This window comes from Stenotrophomonas sp. GL_101 (assembly GCF_057835675.1).
Genome location: NZ_CM174432.1, coordinates 2,593,224 through 2,613,381, shown reverse-complemented (window position 1 = coordinate 2,613,381; position 20,158 = coordinate 2,593,224). Strand labels below are relative to the sequence as shown.

General features: G+C 64.4%; 16 protein-coding genes. 7 read left to right on the top strand and 9 right to left on the bottom strand.

Going from position 1 to position 20,158, the window contains the following annotated elements:
* Positions 1-10 precede the first annotated feature (10 nt).
* The 9 genes from tssI to tssJ all read right to left on the bottom strand — a co-directional run bounded on the left by tssI (position 11) and on the right by tssJ (position 13,045).
* Positions 11-2,926 carry a type VI secretion system tip protein TssI/VgrG gene (tssI, locus tag AC3IR9_RS11460; protein ID WP_489290883.1) on the bottom strand — a complete coding sequence of 972 codons (2,916 nt, stop codon included), beginning with the start codon at positions 2,924-2,926 and terminating at the stop codon, positions 11-13.
* A gap of 407 nt (positions 2,927-3,333) precedes the next feature.
* Positions 3,334-4,455, bottom strand: a complete 1,122-nt coding sequence (locus tag AC3IR9_RS11455) for a hypothetical protein (RefSeq protein ID WP_489290882.1) — start codon at positions 4,453-4,455, stop codon at positions 3,334-3,336.
* A 204-nt stretch (positions 4,456-4,659) separates the two neighbouring features.
* The gene (locus AC3IR9_RS11450) at positions 4,660-5,487 is read right to left on the bottom strand and encodes a hypothetical protein (protein WP_489290881.1); all 828 of its coding nucleotides are present in this window, start codon (positions 5,485-5,487) and stop codon (positions 4,660-4,662) included.
* Positions 5,484-6,806, bottom strand: coding sequence for a hypothetical protein (locus AC3IR9_RS11445; RefSeq protein ID WP_489290880.1), 1,323 nt, complete (start codon positions 6,804-6,806; stop codon positions 5,484-5,486). Before AC3IR9_RS11445 ends, AC3IR9_RS11450 begins: the two co-directional genes overlap by 4 nt.
* A 21-nt stretch (positions 6,807-6,827) precedes the next feature.
* Positions 6,828-7,187, bottom strand: coding sequence for a hypothetical protein (locus AC3IR9_RS11440; protein ID WP_489290879.1), 360 nt, complete (start codon positions 7,185-7,187; stop codon positions 6,828-6,830).
* Positions 7,188-7,229: 42 nt separating this feature from the next.
* Positions 7,230-9,962: a type VI secretion system Vgr family protein gene (locus AC3IR9_RS11435; protein ID WP_489290878.1), complete on the bottom strand. Its 2,733-nt coding sequence runs from the start codon at positions 9,960-9,962 to the stop codon at positions 7,230-7,232.
* A gap of 156 nt (positions 9,963-10,118) precedes the next feature.
* Positions 10,119-10,910 (bottom strand): type IVB secretion system protein IcmH/DotU, encoded by a 792-nt coding sequence (icmH, locus tag AC3IR9_RS11430; RefSeq protein WP_489290877.1) that lies wholly within the window; start codon positions 10,908-10,910, stop codon positions 10,119-10,121.
* Positions 10,910-12,244 (bottom strand): type VI secretion system baseplate subunit TssK, encoded by a 1,335-nt coding sequence (tssK, locus tag AC3IR9_RS11425; RefSeq protein ID WP_489290876.1) that lies wholly within the window; start codon positions 12,242-12,244, stop codon positions 10,910-10,912. Before tssK ends, icmH begins: the two co-directional genes overlap by 1 nt.
* Positions 12,245-12,430: 186 nt before the next feature.
* Positions 12,431-13,045, bottom strand: coding sequence for a type VI secretion system lipoprotein TssJ (gene tssJ / locus AC3IR9_RS11420; RefSeq protein WP_489290875.1), 615 nt, complete (start codon positions 13,043-13,045; stop codon positions 12,431-12,433).
* Between the two features lie 246 nt (positions 13,046-13,291).
* Between tssJ and AC3IR9_RS11415 the strand changes: the two genes are divergently transcribed.
* The 7 genes from AC3IR9_RS11415 to tssG all read left to right on the top strand — a co-directional run bounded on the left by AC3IR9_RS11415 (position 13,292) and on the right by tssG (position 20,103).
* Entirely contained in the window at positions 13,292-13,906 is a 615-nt protein-coding gene (locus AC3IR9_RS11415; RefSeq protein WP_489290874.1) for a tetratricopeptide repeat protein, read from the top strand.
* 36 nt (positions 13,907-13,942) lie between these two features.
* Positions 13,943-14,443, top strand: coding sequence for a type VI secretion system contractile sheath small subunit (gene tssB, locus AC3IR9_RS11410; protein WP_489290873.1), 501 nt, complete (start codon positions 13,943-13,945; stop codon positions 14,441-14,443).
* A gap of 3 nt (positions 14,444-14,446) precedes the next feature.
* A complete protein-coding gene (tssC, locus tag AC3IR9_RS11405; RefSeq protein WP_489290872.1) occupies positions 14,447-15,940 on the top strand; it encodes a type VI secretion system contractile sheath large subunit in 1,494 nt (497 codons plus the stop codon).
* A gap of 141 nt (positions 15,941-16,081) precedes the next feature.
* Positions 16,082-16,579 (top strand): Hcp family type VI secretion system effector, encoded by a 498-nt coding sequence (locus tag AC3IR9_RS11400; RefSeq protein ID WP_489290871.1) that lies wholly within the window; start codon positions 16,082-16,084, stop codon positions 16,577-16,579.
* Between the two features lie 140 nt (positions 16,580-16,719).
* Positions 16,720-17,211 (top strand): type VI secretion system baseplate subunit TssE, encoded by a 492-nt coding sequence (gene tssE / locus AC3IR9_RS11395; protein ID WP_489290870.1) that lies wholly within the window; start codon positions 16,720-16,722, stop codon positions 17,209-17,211.
* Between the two features lies 1 nt (position 17,212).
* A complete protein-coding gene (tssF, locus tag AC3IR9_RS11390) occupies positions 17,213-19,048 on the top strand; it encodes a type VI secretion system baseplate subunit TssF (protein WP_489290869.1) in 1,836 nt (611 codons plus the stop codon).
* The gene (gene tssG / locus AC3IR9_RS11385; RefSeq protein WP_489290867.1) at positions 19,012-20,103 is read left to right on the top strand and encodes a type VI secretion system baseplate subunit TssG; all 1,092 of its coding nucleotides are present in this window, start codon (positions 19,012-19,014) and stop codon (positions 20,101-20,103) included. The genes tssF and tssG overlap by 37 nt, the downstream gene beginning before the upstream one ends.
* Positions 20,104-20,158: the final 55 nt, after the last annotated feature.

Here is a 20,158-nt window from a genome sequence, read left to right as displayed (position 1 = left end):
GTCGTGTTGGCTAGATATCGTGTTCGTTGCCCAGTGCGTTCACACCTTCAAGGCTGGGTGTGTTCACCCCTGCGATGTCCATCGCGCGATGGAACCGCTGCAGCGCCATGCGACTCACCGGGCCGAAGTCGCCATCCACTGCACCTTCGTAGAACCCCAGGTTCTTGAGCTTGGATTGCAGCCCGGCGTGCTCGGTGGTTTTCTTCTGCGCGGCCAGGTCCAGATCCCATTCCCACGGATGGTTGTCCGGACCGAACGGAAATACCTTCAGCCGGCCTTTGCTCACGCCGTCGGGGAGCGGCTGGTTGATCGTGCCATCGCTGCTGAGTTCACCCTCGTACACCTGCCCACCCAGTTCAAGCCGGTACGGCTTGCCGGCAAGCGCGGCACGTTCGAACTGCTGCCCGATGCGGATGCCAAACTGCTTGGGCGGCAGTACCGTCCCTTTGGGGAGATGCTCGGGAATGGCAGGGTTGGTGTCGGGCCCCAGGAACGGATGCTGCCCGGCCTTCACCGTAAAGGTCCCCGGGCAACTGAAGGTGATGTCCCCGCCCTCCAGTGTGATCGCGCTGTTGCCGGCCTGCAGCACGATCTTCTGCTGGGCCAGCACGTCGATGCGATCATCGGTGGCGGTGATGGTGATGGCCTGGTCGGCCAGCAGTTCCAGCTCACCGGTATTGGCCTGCAGGCTCACCGGGCCGTTGGCGGCGATCACCTTGATCGGCCCGCTCTGCGCAAACAACGCGGTGTGCTCGCCGGACACCGTCGAGACGGTCTCCCCGGCGCTGATGTGCAGGTCCTGCTGCACGGTCATCTGCAGGTTCTGCCCGGCATAGGCCACTGCGCTGGCCGGGGTGGTCCACACGATCTGCTCGGGCGACTCGGCCAGCAGCAGCGCCGCGGCAAAGCGCTCCACCGGATTGCTGCCGGGGCTGCGGCCATCGTCGGGCTTCATCGCCGACTGGCCATTGACCTGGCCGCTGTACTTGCCCTCGACCTGCGGGTCGATCTTCTCGCGCAGCTGCGCGGTGCTCTTGAGCGCCTTCAGCGCCGGCACGTTCTGCTGCTGCAGGGTCTCGTGCATGCCTTCCAGGCTGCGCTCGGCGCCCTTGAGCTGGGCCACGGCCTCGTTGCTGTCCAGCACGGTGGAGGCGCCGTTGCTGCGCGCGGTGGTGGACAGCAGCAGGCCCTTGGCCGCGTGCACGTTGCCCCAGCCCTGGGTGGCCAGCTCGAAGCCCTGGCCGCGCAGCGCGCCGCGACGGGTGTCGCCGTGCTCGATCAGGTAGCCCAGCTCCAGCCGGCTGTCGGCCAGCGAGGTGTGCAGGCGCGTGCGCAGCTGGCCGGTGGTGTCATCGATCACCCATTGCTGGGTGCCGGCGCCATCGTGGGACTGGGTATGCAGGCCGCTGAGCACGCCCGGATGCTGGGCCTTCTCGTCGATGCCGCCGCCAAAGGGCGGGGCGACCTCGCCGTTGTAGAGCTGGCCGGTGATGCGCGGCTGGTCGATGTCCCCGTGCAGGAACTCCACCAATACCTCGCTGTGGATGCGCGGCAGGAAGTGGGTGCCCCAGTTGGGGCCGGCCACCCACTCGGCCACCGGTACCCAGCTGCCGCTGGTCTGGTCGCCCGGAGCATGGCCGGTGAGGGGGCTGCCGGTGTCGGTCAGCCCGCCCGGGTTGGGCGCGGTGCCGCGCTGCCAGCCAAACTGGATGCGCACCTGGTGCTCGCGGTTGGGGGTGACCACACCATCGGCCACGCCGACCACGCGCGCGGTCTGCGGGCCATGCAGGGTCGGGCGGTCCTGCGGCAAGGCGCGGATCGGGGTGTCCTGCGGGGCGGCCAGGAAGCGGTTGCGGTAGCTGCCCTGCTCAAGGGCGGACTCGCCGAGCAGCTCGACAATCCCATGGCCCAGGTTGTTGACCGCCACATGCGCCACCGCCAGCAGCTGGAAGGCCTGGCCTTCATGCTGCGGATGCTGGCTGAGGGTGAAGCGGCTGCCGGCGGCGAGCGTGCGCACGCTGCCGCTGCCCTGGAACAGGGTCATCGGCACGCGCAGGGCATCCAGCCGGGCATGCGCCTCATCGGCGGCCGAGGCGCCCTTGCCGAAGCGACCGGCGCGCGGCTGCACATACACTTCCAGCGCCGGCAGCTCACCGGCCTCGGCCTGGCTCTGGCCGCTGACTGCCTGCAACTGCTCGCTGTGCCAGCTGGCCACGCTGCTGGCATTGGGCACCAGCTGGCGCTGCTCGGCAAAGGCGGTGATGCCATCGCTGGCCTCGGCCATGTCGGCGCGGTGGAAGCGCTGCGCGCCCAGCGCGGGGCGCTCGGCAGCCGGGTCGAACACCACCAGGGTGTGGGCGGCCTCATCGCCCTGCGTCTGCTCGATGCGCCAGGCCAGGCCGGCCTCGGCCAGCAGGCGGGTCACAAAGCCCCAGTCGCTCTCGCGGTACTGGGTGGTGATCGCGCGGGCGGGCAGGGTGGCCTGCACGTCGAAGCGGAACACCGCCTGCGGGTAGTCGCCGAAGATCTGCTCGCAGATGGCGCCGGTGTCCAGGTCCTGGAAGATCACCGCGTTACGGCGCAGTGCCAGCAGCGCCGTCCACGGCTCCAGGGTGAGGCGGTAGCGGGCCAGGCCGCCATCACTGCCGAGCTGGGCCACCTCGGTGCACAGGCCATGCCACTGGCGGAAACCGCCATCGGCCTGGCGCAGCTGCAGGGTGAAGGGCTGCTCCAGCCAGGGGTCCATGTCCAGGAAGGCATCGGTGGACAGGCAATCGATCTCGAAGCGGACCGTGCCACAGACCGATTCCTGGCCGTCGAAGCGCTCGACCACCAGGCCCGGGGCAGGCCCCTGCAACTGGATCAGGCGCGCCTGCTGCGAGGGCATGCCAAGCGTAGCCAACAACTGGGAGCGGGAGACATCCATATCGACAGGCTCATGTCAGGGTTGTGTGAAGCGCGAGTCAAACCGACGATGCACCGGGTGCGATCAACGCTGACTATCACGCCAACTTTCCGGCAACAGTAGCAAACCCTGTTGTCCGGTCATTTCACCGGCAGATATCCCTTACGCCCCCTGACGTGCACCTGCGGGTGGGCAGGTAAGGAATGCGGCGATTCTGGCGCATCCAGCATGGAGCGGGGTAATTGCGTCAAAAGCCAGGCATGAAAATGAGACGTGGCTCACTGTATGTGGGGGATGTCGCGATCCAAGGCAGCGCGACCAGCCGGTCCTGTCAGTATCAGATACGGGTTTGATCTCGCATGGCAGTCCAGGCCCCGGGAGGGGCCCGGTCAGGTGAGACGCAATGGGTTCACCGCGGCATCTGCCTCTCAGCCCAGCTTTGGCGCGGTCTGGTCCGGCGACCAGATCCAGAGCACGTTGCCAAAATCGTTCCCGGGCAGTGACGGAAAGGTGGCATCCTTTTTGAAATAGCGCCGCGAACCCATCTGAGCGGGTGTGTACCACCACCCGTCCTGCGGCACGTGTTGCCCCGCCTCTACGCGATGGGGTTTGGTGGACGTGGCGGTCGATGCAGTGCCGGCGTAGCTGCCGTCATGATCCTCGTACTCGTCGTTCAACATCTCGACGAAATACCATTTGCACGGACGACCTTCGAATCCCTCCCGCGAAACAGCAGACGGCGCGAGGTGAATCTCCTCCCGATCAACGCTATCGATACTGGATAGGTGATGATGCCGAGGCTCGTTGATCAACGCGTGAAGACCGGCTGCGTCAGACCATAGTCCGGCCCTGCCTACCCGTTCCAACGCTAGCCTGCCGAAGTCATTAAGGGTGTAGGTGTTGCCCAGCTCACCATAGCCACCTGTCCAGGCGAACTGCAGGGCGGCCATGGGGTCGTCTTGAGGAACGTAGACGCCGGTTCGTGGCGGCACTTGGCCGCTCACCCCCACAACATCTGTCCGCACCCGGAAGCGGGGGAGACGTTGGATGAGCTGTCTCTTCTCCTGCCAGTGGTACCAGAAGGAAAAATCGTCCAGCGTCGAGGGTCGATACATAACGTCGCTGACGACGCCGGCGTAACGGAAGACTGCCTCGGCACGACGCTTGAACTCATCCTCCTGCTCGCGGCTGGCCCAGACCATCTGGTGCGCATACTCGTCGAGCATGCGCGAGCACTGACCCTGCCCGGCGGTGCGGTACTGTTCGAATGTTCGCAGCGCGATGCTCTTTACCACGCTCTCCCTGAAATCCAACAGGGCCGGATACGCATAAGTAGAAAAGTGACCGGCGGTATCGATGGGACGCCAGTTGGCCAAGGCACGCCCGGCCGTGTCCAGCCCAGCGCGCTCGTCCAGCAAGCCATCGGTGAATGCAATGAGCTGGTCGATCCGCACCACCAACTCTTGGATGTACGGCATGGACGCGAAGTGGTACAGCAGGGTGGCCTGCCGTTTGTGCCAGGCATTCAGCTCAAGGGAGTTGATGGGCATTGGATTAGTTCTTTGTTACCTGGCCGGGTAGGTTGGGCGGCCCAGCCTAACGTCGTTGAGCTGCGATCCGATGCCACGCATTGAGCTCCCGGTGGACTGTCAGCATCAGGCGTTGCCCTAGGTGATCTGGCCGGGCAGGGTGTGCGGGCGCAGCTCCACATCATTCATTGAAAAACCAACGTCAAGCTGCCTGTCTCGCCGGAGCTACGGCTTGCCGCAGAGCGCAAGGCATTTTCCAGTGCGGCTGAGCAGGGGCTGCTCGGGCTCGTCATGACGCAGGAATGTCCAGAGCAGCGGCAGACCCCCGGCCCTGAACCCAGGATAGGCGTAGTAACGTGGATTGCGCTCGTCGTTCGCAACCTTCGAGGGCTGGATCCTGTAGGCCTCAGCACAATGCCCGTTGATGTACGTTCCCGCTGCTGTCGTAGATGCCTCTTCCCCCGGCCAGGCGCTGACATGGCTTTCGTCCAGCACCGGGCACAGCTTGCCTTCATCCACGACGAAGGCATAGCGCCCGGTCTGGCCGATGCGTGCGATCGCAGTGGTATTCGTCGGCTTTTTGCCGGCGGGAGGTAGCCGGTAGTAGACATTCGCGGTGGGCCACATCCGTATTCCGGAGATGCGCACTTCCATCATCTGGTCACCGATTGCGCCAGGCTCGTTGGAATCGACAACCACGCCATTGCGATCAAAGACGTAGAAATACTCCAACCCCGGCGCAACCGGATTGCCGGACGAAAGGATGGCGCGGAACGGCCAGTCCTTGGCGGAGTGGTAGCTGGCCGTGCCATTGGGTGGCAGGTTCGGGTTTCCGAATGGAAGAAGCCAATGCGTCTTTTCGTCGGGTGGCGTCACATCGTGATACGGATCCGCGCCTTCCTCGGGGCGACATTCGTAGATGCGTCCTTCCATGGTGCTGATGGTGCGCGGCGGCGTTGGGCAGTTGACGGGCCCGATTGCCTCCGGAAGGGTTTCAAAGGGCGGCTGCGACAGTGACGCGGCCGCCAACAGTATCGTCAGTAGCGTACTCATGGTTGATCGGTGCCCATGCTGATATGCACGTGGTGAACGTGGGTGTCATCGGTCGCGATAGCTTCAGTGTTCGGCTGTGGGGCCGTTGTAATGCCAAGCTGGTTGTAGGTGAGCCGCCAAGGCCCGCCCAGCCAACCCAATGTCTGCTGCGCCCGGGCATTGGCAATATACACGTGGACCCGGCGAGAGAACTCCCGCATGCGGGTGCGCTCGGGGGATTCGGGTTGCCCGTTGGCGGACGGATTCGAGTTGGGCGACTGCACCCGATGGAACTGGATGGCTACCTGGTGCTGCTGGTTGTTGGCACCTGCCACGGTGGTCCGCACGTGGGTCAGGTCAATGGCTGACGCGTAGCGATGTCGCGTGGAGCCAACGTGCGGGCGCCACGCGCCGGTGCTGCGGGCGTAGCTGATGTCCAGGTCCGCCATCATCTGGAGCAGGAACTCCATTGTTGTCGGATGGGTTCTGCGCAGCGCCTCATCGGCACTCATCCGGTTGTTGGGCCGGTTGTTGTTCTCACGGAACGAGAAGCGGCCACGTCCGCCAGTGGTGGACTGATGGTCGAACACTACCTCCACGTCACCGGAAGTCAGGGTGCGATTGTGGGCGGCGTCACCAGTGCCGGTGCCGGCGGTCAGCGTTTCGCCGTAGATGGTGCGCAGGGCGTCGCGGAAGCGACTGTTCTCGACGGTTGCGTGCTGGGTTCCATACGTGCGGGACGCATCGGCCCAGAGCTGGAATGAAATGACGTAGTCGCCCAGGTCCAGTGCACGGGCAAGCAGGCTGGAGGTGTGGGCTTGGGTAAAGGTGTGCCGGGTGCCATCGGCGGGCAACTGGTCGTTGCCCGCGCCACGGGCGCGCAGCAGCCCGTTCGGATGCGTCCTGCGCACCGAGAGTGTGCAATCTGCGTTCTCCTCCACCTCAAGCTCGAACAACGGCTGCACGCCTCGTCCGCTGTCGGTACCGTCGGCCAGGGCATGCTGCCGGGGCGTGAACGGGTCATTGGTGGCAAAGGCCTCGGTGGGCTCCTTGATGTAGACCCTATAGCGCCCCGGCTCGGCCACCTCCATGTGCACCACGCCGGCCCGTGCCCCGTTTCCAGTATTGGTTCCCGGCGCGCTGATGACCGTCCAGGTGTCCGGAGACTCGGGGGTGGCATGCACGATGAGGTACGGCAGGATGCTGGAGGAGTTGGTCGCCCCGTTGCTGATCATCCGCAGCCTGATCTTTGCAAAGTAGACCACGTCGACCTGGCAAACATTCATTGCAACGCCGTCGCCATCACTTTCGACGTGGGAGGGTACCTGCAGTTGGGTCATGGTGTAGCTCCTTGGCGCGGATCAGACCGGGTCCATCTGGAATGGCATGGCGACGGCGCCTGCAATCACGTTCACCTGCTTATGCACGCCAGCCTCATGCTGGAAGCTGCCGATTTCTTTCCATGAGCCGTCGTCCCGCTGTACCGCGACCTGGATCCGTGCTGAGCCCGCGATCATCCAGCCGCCCGCTGTGGACGAATGGTCTTTTCCATCGCCAACCCGCAGGGTGAGTCCTTTGCCTCCGGTGCCGGTGATGGCCGATCGGCTATTTCCCTGTCCATCACTCAGCCGGTAGTTGAGCCCTTCAACCACCGTGCCAAGTGACGTGGTGAAGGAAATCTCGGTCGTACCGGTGTGGGCCGTGTCGCCGTGTGCGGTCATAAGGTTCCGTCCTGCGGTGAGGTCATGTGGAAGGCGGGCCTGTCAGCAGCCACAACCCGGCTCGCCGTCGAGTATCACCTCTTCGATCGACCATCCGCCCTGACCAATGAATGCCGTCACTGCGACGGGGCTTTCTGTTGCGACCGTGATGCTCCGGCCCGTATTGTCGGTGACACCTTGGGCAAGCACAGCACCTTCCTTCGTGACGATCTTGTAGTAGACGTCGGGTCTGGGTTTGTCCTTGCGGTCAACGACGCGTAGCTTGCCGCGATACTTCATCTTTGGTGTCAGGAAGGCCGGCAGTGCCACCAGGCCTGCCGCGTCACTCTCCCCACCCAAAAACGGATGCTGCCCGGCCTTCACCGTAAAGGTCCCCGGGCAACTGAAGGTGATATCCCCGCCCTCCAGCGTGATCGCACTGTTGCCGGCCTGCAGCACGATCTTCTGCTGGGCCAGCACGTCGATGCGATCATCGGTGGCGGTGATGGTGATGGCCTGGTCGGCCAGCAGTTCCAGCTCGCCGGTATTGGCCTGCAGGCTCACCGGGCCGTTGGCGGCGATCACCTTGATCGGCCCGCTCTGCGCAAACAGCGCGGTGTGCTCGCCGGACACCGTCGAGACGGTCTCCCCGGCGCTGATGTGCAGGTCCTGCTGCACGGTCATCTGCAGGTTCTGCCCGGCATAGGCCACCGCGCTGGCCGGGGTGGTCCACACGATCTGCTCGGGCGACTCGGCCAGCAGCAACGCCGCGGCAAAGCGCTCCACCGGATTGCTGCCGGGGCTGCGGCCATCATCGGGCTTCATCGCCGACTGGCCATTGACCTGGCCGCTGTACTTGCCCTCGACCTGCGGGTCGATCTTCTCGCGCAGCTGCGCGGTGCTCTTGAGCGCCTTCAGCGCCGGCACGTTCTGCTGCTGCAGGGTCTCGTGCATGCCTTCCAGGCTGCGCTCGGCGCCCTTGAGCTGGGCCACGGCCTCGTTGCTGTCCAGCACGGTGGAGGCGCCGTTGCTGCGCGCGGTGGTGGAGATCAGCAGCCCCTTGGCCGCGTGCACGTTGCCCCAGCCCTGGGTGGCCAGCTCGAAGCCCTGGCCGCGCAGCGCGCCGCGACGGGTGTCGCCGTGCTCGATCAGGTAGCCCAGCTCCAGCCGGCTGTCGGCCAGCGAGGTGTGCAGGCGCGTGCGCAGCTGGCCGGTGGTGTCATCGATCACCCACTGCTGGGTGCCGGCGCCATCGTGGGACTGGGTATGCAGGCCGCTGAGCACGCCCGGATGCTGGGCCTTCTCGTCGATGCCGCCACCAAAGGGCGGGGCGACCTCGCCGTTGTAGAGCTGACCGGTGATGCGTGGCTGGTCGATGTCCCCGTGCAGAAACTCCACCAATACCTCGCTGTGGATGCGCGGCAGGAAGTGGGTGCCCCAGTTGGGGCCGGCCACCCACTCGGCCACCGGTACCCAGCTGCCGCTGGTCTGGTCGCCGGGCGCATGGCCGGTGAGGGGGCTGCCGGTGTCGGTCAGCCCGCCCGGGTTGGGCGCGGTGCCGCGCTGCCAGCCAAACTGGATGCGCACCTGGTGCTCGCGGTTGGGGGTGACTACACCATCGGCCACGCCGACCACGCGCGCGGTCTGCGGGCCATGCAGGGTCGGGCGGTCCTGCGGCAAGGCGCGGATCGGGGTGTCCTGCGGGGCGGCCAGGAAGCGGTTGCGGTAGCTGCCCTGCTCAAGGGCGGACTCGCCGAGCAGCTCGACAATCCCATGGCCCAGGTTGTTGACCGCCACATGCGCCACCGCCAGCAGCTGGAAGGCCTGGCCTTCATGCTGCGGATGCTGGCTGAGGGTGAAGCGGCTGCCGGCAGCGAGCGTGCGCACGCTGCCGCTGCCCTGGAACAGGGTCATCGGCACGCGCAGGGCATCCAGCCGGGCATGCGCCTCATCGGCGGCCGAGGCGCCCTTGCCGAAGCGACCGGCGCGCGGCTGCACATACACTTCCAGCGCCGGCAGCTCACCGGCCTCGGCCTGGCTCTGGCCGCTGACTGCCTGCAACTGCTCGCTGTGCCAGCTGGCCACGCTGCTGGCATTGGGCACCAGCTGGCGCTGCTCGGCAAAGGCGGTGATGCCATCGCTGGCCTCGGCCATGTCGGCGCGGTGGAAGCGCTGCGCGCCCAGCGCCGGGCGCTCGGCAGCCGGGTCGAACACCACCAGGGTGTGGGCGGCCTCATCGCCTTGCGCCTGCTCGATGCGCCAGGCCAGGCCGGCCTCGGCCAACAGGCGGGTGACAAAGCCCCAGTCGCTCTCGCGGTACTGGGTGGTGATGGCGCGGGCGGGCAGGGCAGCTTGCACGTCGAAGCGGAACACCGCCTGCGGGTAGTCGCCGAAGATCTGCTCGCAGATGGCGCCGGTGTCCAGGTCCTGGAAGATCACCGCGTTACGGCGCAGTGCCAGCAGCGCCGTCCACGGCTCCAGGGTGAGGCGGTAGCGGGCCAGGCCGCCGTCGCTGCCGAGCTGGGCCACCTCGGTGCACAGGCCGTGCCACTGGCGGAAACCGCCATCGGCCTGGCGCAGCTGCAGGGTGAAGGGCTGCTCCAGCCAGGGGTCCATGTCCAGGAAGGCATCGGTGGACAGGCAATCGATCTCGAAGCGGACCGTGCCACAGACCGATTCCTGGCCGTCGAAGCGCTCCACCACCAGGCCCGGGGCAGGGCCCTGCAACTGGATCAGGCGCGCCTGTTGCGACGGAGAGGCGAGGGCGGCAAGGGCCGCTGAGCGGGAGATATCCATATCGTCGACAGACTCGTTGATGAAGGGCGGCGATGCGCGCGTTCCTGTGCGCATCCGCATGACGCCGGCAGGGGCCGTCATGCGCTTAAAGCTGCGTGCTGTCCGGAAGAAGCAGCACAAGGTTGCCGGCGCCAATGGCCGGCGACCCTGTCAGGGTCAGGGAAGCGTAATGGTTATGTGGGCCGTGCGTTGTGGCATCTGTACCACATCGTTATACGCGGCCATCCGCTGCTGCGTTTCGTGACCCATATAGAAACGCAGGCCAAAGAAGCCAAGCAGGCCAAACCCGGCCACCAGTGCAGCCGGCATCCACAGCGGCACCACCCGGCGCAGACTGTGGCGCACGTTGTCCGGCGGCAGTGCGTGCGGTGCGAAGCCGTGGCGCTTGCCCTTGAGGTAGACGATCTCATCGCCGAGGCGGGCGGTCAGGTAGCCGAGTTTCTCGGTGCCTTCCAGCCGATACTTGCCTTCAAACCCCATCAGCAGGCAGAAGTGATACACCTCCAGCGACGGCAGGCGCGGCGCGCCCTGGCGACGCAGTTCTTCGAGGCGGTCGAAGAAGTGCTCACCGGCCAGGTGCTCGCCGAACAGGCGCAGCTGCAACGGGTTGCGTTCCCACGAGTCGTGCAGCGACGAGGGCTGGGACAGGATCGCTTCGTCCACTGCGGCGCAGAACGCGTACTTGGACGCATACACGTCTTCGGACGCGATGCCCATGCGGTTGGCATTGCGCTCCACACCGTCCAGGAATTTCTGCACGGTGGATACGAACGCTTCGCCGTCGGACGGGAGCTGCCCGCGTTTGAGCAGCAGCAACAGGTAGAACCCATCGGCCATCAGGTCCTGCAGCGTCTGCGGATTGGCGGCCTGCTGGGCCGGGGCGGCCAGGCCACCGTGCGAGCTCAGCGAGGGCATCGGGCCCGGAGTGGGAGGCAGGGGCGAGTTCATCATGAGGTCACCGCGACAAGTTCCATTTTGAGGTCGGGAATACCGGCAGGCACGTAGATCATCAACGACTGCGACTTGAGCATGCGCTCATACAGCGCGCCGCGCGTGTCCAGCTCGAAGTAGTGGCTGCCCGGGCGCACCGGAATGGCCGCCGGCACCTGGTTGGCATGGGTGAGCTTGACGCCGGGCAATGCGGACAGCACGCACTTCTCCACATCGTCCGGGGCACCCACCTTGAAGCGCACCGGCACGCTCTGCACCAGTTCCTGCGCCTGCATGTCTGCCGATACGGCGAGGTAGAACGAGGCGTCGCCGTCGATGCGCTGCGAGTCCAGCCGGCCCAGGTGATAGGAAGGCTTGATTTCGTTGAGCGCGATCTTGAAATAACGCGCCGAAATCACTGTGTCCAGCAGGGTGCGGATGATCTCGAACAACTGGCGGAAGCCGGCCTCGGGCTGCGCGTGCAGGTAACGAGGCAGGTCATTGAGCGCATACGCATTGGAGAAGGTCAGCATCGCCCCGGCCATCCGCAGCAGTTCCTGGTGCAGGCGCTCGGGGTGCAGTTGCGGATGGTGATAGAGATGGGCCAGCGCGCTGAAGGAAGAGTTGATCGTGTGCAGCAGCCAGAACGATGCGATATCGCCGGAGCGGAACTCGATGATGTTCTTCGACGGTTCGCGATGTAGCCCGTACAGTGCATCTACCTTGGCCTGCAGCGAATCGAGGATGCCGCGCAGTTCCCGATGCAGGGTGGGCGAGGCGTCCAGGTGCGCGCAGGGCGGGATGAAATCCTCATCGAGCTCGAAGCCGCCGGTCGAGGTGCGGCGGATGCGGGCGAGCGCCACCGTGGAGTACGGATCGCGCGGGTTCTCGTCGGTGAGCAGTTTGACTGCCTTGCCGAGGAAGCCCAGCTCTGCTTCGGCCGCATCGGTGAACAGATCGTTGGCGCCGCGGTTGATCTGCCGGTAGCGCGCCAGCTGGGTCGACTCGCTGTCGGCGCAGTTGTCGCCGTCGTCGCGCAGCAGCGGCAGTCCCAGATGGATCACCGTGGACTGCACGCCCGGCGGCAGATCCTTCAGCGACAGCGCATCGGGCAACGCGTCGTGCACCGGGGCGTCATAGCTTTCGCCATCGGCAAACACCGCCGAGATATCCAGCGGGCGCAGCGTGCCGCTGCCGAGCGTCTGCGGATCGAACCGCACGCGACGGCAGCCCCAGGCATACGGGTGCAGTGTGAGTGACAGGTCCTGCAGCCGGGCCTCATGGTAGGCATCCTGGCGCTGGAAGTGCTGGGGCCTCAGGAACAGGCCTTCCCCCCATAGAACTTTGGACATCCTGCTTACATATGCCACATTTCAATCCTTGGAAATTTCAGGCCAACCCCGCCCGATACACACTAGGTTTCCACACACACTCCCAATACAGGAATGTGAAAGTGCGCGACGCATCACAATTTCGATGCCCAATTACATAACGATACTACCGTAAGCCGGAATTTTGACGTCAGAATGCGGGCGTCTTCATCGAGGAGAGACGCAACGCACGGAAGCGAGGCTACCCGGTTCACCTGATACGCGTGTGATCAGGGCCTGGCTGTCAGTAGTCAGTGCGCAGGCATGGATTCCCACGGTAATACCTTCGTTGGCCAGGTTCTTGTGCTTGGTGTCGAACGCGAACCGCCAGCGATTATTGGCCGGAGCGCGGAACAGGGCGACCACACCCAGCACCGTAGCGCCTTCGCTCAGCTGTTCTTTCAGTTCCTGGCGGTTGCCCGGGGTCAGCACGATCTCATTGACCGACAGCAGGTCCGCGCCCAGTGCGGCCTGTTCCCCGGTCTGGTCCAGGAATGCATTGAACGGGGCCTGTTCGAAGCGCTGTGCACTGCGCAGGTGGTAGACCTTGACCACCGCGGCGGTGGCCCGCTTGTCATTGCCGGCGTTGAGGTTGGTACCGGCAAGCAGGCGCAGCGGCACGACCGGGGGTGCCTCCGGTTGCGCGTCGCGGATGCCCACGGCCTGTAATGTCTTGTCCACCGCCTTGCCCAGCCCACCGCTGGCGCAGGAGGACAGCGACAATGACATCACCGTGACAAGACATATAAGAGTGTGACGCCCTACGCAGGAACTTCGGCTCATAAGCGGCTTCATGCATTCTTGGACGGGTAGGGGAGTGGTGATGGGGGCACGTCAAAACCATAACGCGTACAGCAAAACGCGGAAGGCAATGTGAAAATCTGTGACGTTGCATTGATTCACTCTATGCGCTTCACTATACCCCTGCGTATTTGCAGTTGTACACTTGCGGCGGTAAGGGAAAGGAATCCCGTGTGTTGTATCGGCGGGGACCGGACTCACCTTTAGAAGTTTCCATGAGGGATTGGCATGAAAGTGAAGGTAATGGGGAAGGCCGCTTACCGGCCGATGTTGGCACTGGCATTGCTGTCCAGTCTGGCGGCATGTTCGTCGACGTCGAAGAAGGCGGTGCTGCCGCCCTTCGACACCACGATGACCACGGCCGAGTCGCAGGTCACCAGCGTGGGTGCTGAAGCAGCCATCAAGAGCTTCGAAGATGCGGCGCGTGCCGATCCGACCCGTAAGGAACCGTGGGTGCGCATTGCGCAGCTGCAGTTCGACCAGGGCCAGTACGCGCGTGCGATCGTCGCCGCTGAAGAAGTGCTGCAGCGCGATCCCGATGATCTGGTCGCCGATGGTGTGATCACCGTGGCCGGTTTCCGCATTGCCAACACCTCGCTGACGCGCCTGCAGGGCCGCGGCGCACTGGCATCGGAAACCGCACGCAAGGAAGCCAAGACCCTGGCCGACACCCTGCGCACCACCATGGGTGAATCCATCCTCGATGCGCCCAAGCCGAAGGCACGTCCGGCCACGCGCCGTACCGCACCGGCGCGTCGCACGACCGCTCCGGCTGCCATGCCGGCTGCTGCACGTCCCGCCGCCACCGGTGGCGATCCCTTCCAGAACCTCGGCGGCAACTGATCCGCACGCAGCAACGCCCCCAGTCAGGAGACACCGATGGCCAAGAAGGACAGTATTCAGAAGCGGCTCCAGAAGATCCGCCCCCCGCGCGTGCAGTTGACCTACGACGTGGAGAAGGGTGATGCGATCGAACAGAAGGAGCTGCCATTCGTGGTTGGCGTGCTGGGTGACCTGAGCGGCAACCCGGAACAGCCGTTGCCCAAGGTCAAGGATCGCAAGTTCGTCAACGTCGATCTGGATAATTTCGACGAGGTGATGGAAGGCGTCGCACCGCGCGCGGTCTACCGCGTCGCCAACAAGATCAGCGATGGCGGTGGCGAGTTCGGCGTCGAGTTGAAGTTCAACTCGATCGACGATTTCCGTCCCGAGTCGGTGGTCGACCAGATCGAACCGCTGCGCAAACTGCTGGAATCGCGCACCAAGCTCGCTGACCTGCGCAACAAGCTGGCAGGCAACGAGAAGCTCGAAGACCTGCTGACCGATGTCCTGAACAACACCGAGCAGCTCAAGAAGCTGGGCACGGGGAAGGAGGAGTAAGCCATGGCAGCAGAAGCTACCGGTGTAGCCGAACAGGCATCCGCCACCGTCGAGGAAATCGGCCTGCTCGACCAGATCGTCGAGAAAAGCAAGGTCGCCAAGTCCGCGACCGAGCACCAGCGTGCAAAGGACATCATTTCCGAGCTGGCCAAGGAAGTGTTGGAGGGCACCGTGGTGGTGTCCGACAACCTCAACCTGACCCTGGACGCACGCATCGCCGAGATCGATCGGATCATTTCCGAGCAGCTCAGCGCGGTCATGCACGCCCCGCAGTTCCAGCAGCTGGAGAGCACCTGGCGCGGCCTGCATTACCTGTGTCAGCAGACCTCCACCGGCCCGAACATGAAGATCAAGGTCTTCAACGCGCCGAAGAAGGATCTGGTCAAGGACTTCAAGTCGGCGATCGATTTCGACCAGAGCGCACTGTTCAAGAAAGTGTACGAAGAAGAGTTCGGCACCTTCGGTGGTGCGCCGTTCGGTGCACTGGTCGGTGACTATTTCATCGGCCGCCAGCCCGAAGACATGTACTTCGTCGAACAGATGTCGCACGTGGCCGCCGCCGCGCACGCACCGTTCATTTCGGCCGCTTCGGAGGGCATGTTCGGCCTGGAGACGTTCACCGATCTGGGCAAGCCGCGCGACATGGCCAAGATCTTCGACACGGTCGAGTACGCCAAGTGGAAGTCGTTCCGCGAAAGCGAGGACAGCCGCTACGTCGGCCTGACCCTGCCGCGCTTCCTGGGCCGCCTGCCGTACAACCCGAAGGATGGCACCACGGTCGAAGGCTTCAACTTCGTCGAAGACGTCGATGCGGTCGATCACAGCAAGTTCCTGTGGTGCAACACCGCCTACGCCATGGCCGCGCGCCTCACCCATGCGTTCGAGGACTACGGCTGGTGTGCGGCGATCCGTGGCGTGGAAGGCGGTGGCCTGGTGGAAGATCTGCCCACCCACACCTTCCGTACCGACGATGGCGAAGTGGCCTTGAAGTGCCCGACCGAAGTGGCCATCACCGACCGTCGTGAAAAAGAACTCAGTGACCTCGGTTTCATTCCGCTGGTCCACTGCAAGAATACCGACTACGCCGCGTTCTTCGGCGCCCAGTCGGCACAGAAGCCGAAGAAGTACAACACCGATTCGGCCAATGCCAATGCGATCCTGTCTGCCCAGCTGCAGTACATGTTCGCCGTCTCGCGTATCGCCCATTACCTCAAGGCGATGATGCGCGAGAAGATTGGCAGCTTCGCTTCGGCAGGCAACGTCGAGGAATTCCTCAACCGTTGGATCGCGCAGTACGTACTGCTCGATGACAACGCCTCCCAGGAAGCCAAGGCCCAGTACCCGCTGCGCGAAGCCTCTGTGAATGTTTCGGAAGTGCCGGGCAAACCCGGTGTCTACCGCGCTGTGGCCTTCATCAGGCCGCATTTCCAGCTCGATGAGCTGTCTGTTTCGTTGCGACTGGTTGCCGAATTGCCGGCGACTGCAAAAAAGTCGTAACGCTTTGATGTTGCTGTAGCGTCAAGGGGCGGATGCCCTGATTGCAGTGACGTTTTTCCAAGAGGGTTAACCCCCCCCTGAACCGCCGGGAGCGATCCCGGCACCCAATCTCACGGAAGACCGGAATTTAGGAGACCAGATATGCAGCACGCTTTCCTCTCAATTGACACCATCAAGGGCGAGTCCCACGACGACAAGCACAAGGATTGGATCGAGATCCAGTCCTTCTCGCAGGATCTGCTGCAGCCGCGCTCGGCCACCGCGTCGACGTCGGGTGGCACCACCGCAGCTCGTGTGAATCTGTCGCCGATCGAGATCACCAAGTCGATCGACCTCGCCACCACTGCCCTGAACCAGGCGGCCAGCAATGGCACCACCTTCCCGAAGGCGCGCATTGAATTCATGCGCGCTGACAAGGACGGCAACGCGATCAATTACTACCTGATCGAGCTGCTGAACGTCCTGGTTCACCGCGTCACCACCACGGTTGACTCCGATGGTATGCCGCAGGAAGTGATCCAGCTGAGCTTTGGCGCGATCAAGTGGACCTACCAGCAGCAGAAGCCGGAAGGCGGAGTGGGTGGCAAGTCCGTGGCGCAGTGGAGTGCAACCAAGAACATTCCGAACTACGCCGTTTGATGTAGTGTCGCTGCGATGGCGCCTTGCGCGCCATCGCAGTCTGAAATCATCAGGCAGTACATCAGGCGCGGTCAGGAACGACCGCACAGCGTGTTGCCCCTCTGCACAGATGCAGGGACGCAGACAGACCGGACTGACCAATGAAGGGACTCGAACCCAGCTTGCTCGAGAAATTGTTCGACGATGCCCCCAAATCCACGGGGGGAGGGCATGTGTTCAAGTCCGTATCGCTGGAGCAGTACAAGGAATCGATTGCCCGCGACCTGGAGGGTCTGCTCAATTCGCGCGCAGCGTTCCAGGCCGACGACATGGCCGAGTTTCCGAACTGCAAGCAGTCGCTGCTGACCTATGGGCTGGCGGATTTTTCCGCGATGAGCCTGGCCAATGCCTATGACCGTGCGGCCATCTGCCGCTCGCTGGAACAGGCCGTGGCCCGTCATGAGCGACGCTTGAAGAATGTGGGCGTCAGCCTGGAGGCCGGTTCGCAGTTTGGCGGCGGCCTGCACTTCACCATCAACGCATTGCTCGACCTGGAGCCGGCCCGTGAGCCGGTCAGCTTCGATGCCATGCTGCAGCCGTCTACCCTGCAGTACCAGGTCAGCCGCACGCGTCGCCAGCAGGTGACCAGCTGACATGCAGGACCTGCTGCCCTTCTACGAACGCGAGTTGGCCTACCTGCGACGTTATGGTCGCGAGTTCGCCGAACGATACCCCAAGATCGCCGGCCGCCTGCAGCTCAATGCCGAAGGCAGCCAGGACCCGCATGTCGAGCGCTTGATCGAAGCGTTCGCGCTGCTCAGTGCGCGCGTCTCCAAGCGTATCGAGGACGATTACCCCGAATTCACCGACGCCCTGCTGGACGTCCTGTATCCGCACTACCTGCGCCCGTTCCCGTCGTGCTCCATCGCGCACTTCGACATGGAGGGCGTGTCGTCCAAGTTGAGCGCGCCGATCAGCATCGCCCGCGGCACCGCCTTGCAGTCGCGCCCGGTGCGGGGCGTGTCGTGCCGCTTCCGCACGGCGTTCGACGTGGTGCTGGCACCGATTGCGGTGCAGTCGGCGGTCTACCGCGGCGTGGCCGAGGCGCCCATGGCGACCAGTCTGCCGGCCGGCAGCGGCGCGCAGATTTCATTGAGCTTCCGCCTGACCTCCGACCAGGCCAGTTTCGACACCCTCGGCACCGATGCGCTGCGCCTGTTCCTGGATGGCGAGCCGTCGTTGCGTGCCTCCTTGCGCGATGCGCTCGCGCTGGGGGTCAAAGTGGCATACGTGGAAGCGGACAACAGTGGGCGCTGGCGGCGACTGGAAACGGTGCCGCTGCGCCAGGTCGGATTCAGCGAAGACGAATCCCTGGTGGATTTCCCGGCGCGCTCGCATCCGGCCTACCGCCTGTTGACCGAGCTGTTCGCCTACCCGGAAAAATTCGGTTTCGTCGATCTTGCGCTCAAGCCGGTCACCGCCGGTGCCAGCCGCAGTTTCACCCTGCACCTGATCCTGCAGGCCAGCGCGCCCGAACGCAGCAACCAGCTGGTGCTGGAAGAACTCAGCGCCTCCAACGTGCGGCTGGGCTGCACGCCGATCGTCAATCTGTTCTCGCAGGCCGGTGAGCCGATCCGGGTGACCCATCGCACGGTCAGTTATTCCGTCCTCGCCGACGCACGGCGCGCCTTCGCCTTTGAAGTGCACTCGATCGATTCGGTGCACCGCATCCGACAGACCCCGCAGGGCGAAATGATCCAGGCCTTCCGCCCGTTCTATTCGCTGCATCACGGCGAAGACCCTGATCGGACCGGGCAGTACTGGGTGTCGCGACGTGACGAGGACATTGCCCGGCAGAGCCCCGGTTTCGAGACCGAAATCAGCTTTGTCGACCTTGCGTTCAATCCGACGCTGCCGCAGACCGACACCGTCAGCCTGGAGCTCACCTGCAGCAACCGTGACCTGCCCAGCCATCTGGCGCATGGCGTGGCCGGTGGCGATCTGACCCTGGAAGGCGGCAGCCCGGCGCGCGCGATCAGCCTGCTGCGCAAGCCGACCCGGCCGCTGCGCTTCCGCCAGGGCAAGAATGCGCAATGGCGGTTGATCTCGCACCTCTCGCTCAACCAGCTGTCGCTGACCGGCAGTGGCCTGACCGCGCTGAAGGAAATGCTGCGGCTGTATGACCTGTCCGGCAACAACGTCTCCGCGCGGCAGATCGACGGCATCGTGGCGTTGGAGCAGCACCCGGTGACCAGCTGGATGTCCGGCAAGCAGTTTGCCTCGGTCGTACGCGGGCTGGAAATCCGCCTGACCATCAACGAGAACCATTTCGTGGGCGCCGGCATTGCCGCGTTCGCCCAGGTGATGGATCACTTCTTTGCACTGTATGTGCATGCCAACAGTTTCACCCGACTGGTGCTGGTATCCAGCGACAGTGGTGAGGAGATCGTCCAATGTCCGGCACGAAGCGGCGAATCGATCCTGGCGTAGCGCAGCAGCTGCTCGCCGAACCGCACCGCTTCGAGTTCTTCCAGGCGGCGCGGGTGCTTGAGCAGGTGTTCCAGCGCCAAGGCGTCAAAGCCGGCCAGGCCGTGCCCATGCGGGTGCGGTTCCGCAACTCCCTGTCGCTTGGCTTCCCGGCCACCGAGCTGAGCGCGGAAAGCGTGGTGTATTCGTTGAAGGGCGAGCGCCTGGAAGATGCCGCTGCGATCGACCATGCGTTGGAGCACGAGACCATTGCCGAGGTGCACCTCACGCCGCATTTCATGGGCTTGCTGGGTACCTCCGGCGCACTGCCGTTGCACTACACCGAAACCCTGCAGGTCCGCGAGCTGTATGAGCGCGACCGTACCGCACGTGCGTTCCTGGACATCTTCTCCACTCGTGCGGTATCGCTGCATTACGCGGCCTGGAAAAAACACCGGCTGGCGCTGCAGTACGAAATCGATCGACGCGAGCGTTTTCTGCCGCTGATCATGTCGCTGTTCGGCATGGGCATGAACGAACTGCGCGACCGCCTGGTCGATGGCCACGGCGACGTGTTCGACCAGGCTTTTGCCTATTACGCCGGGGCAGTGCGCCAGCGACCGGTGTCGGCGGCGCTGATGCAGCGGGTGCTGGCCGACTACTTCCAGGTGCCGTTGGCGCTGGAGCAGTTCGTGGGCGCGTGGTACCGCGTACCCGCTGGCCAGTCCACGCGCCTGGGCCAGGCCAATGCGACGCTGGGGTCCAGCGCGCTGGCCGGTGACCGGGTCTGGCAGCGCGACCTGCGCATGCGCCTGAGCATCGGCCCGCTGCGGCGCGAACAGTTCGATGATTTCCTGCCCGGCGGCAGCGCCGAGCAGGCACTGGCCAAATGGCTGTCGCTGCTGACCGGTGGCACGCTGGAATACGAAGTGCGCCTGGTCCTGCGCCAGGAGGACGTCCGCGGCTCCGGGCTGGGCGCCGGCAACGGCGCGCGGCTGGGCTGGGACAGCTACATGTGCTCGCGGGCCGCCGACGGCCCGCGTTCGGACACCACCTACGGCATCCATACACTGCAATGAACAGGTCGGGGCGCGGCTGACCGGCCGCTGCCCTTCATCAACAGGTTTCAGCAAG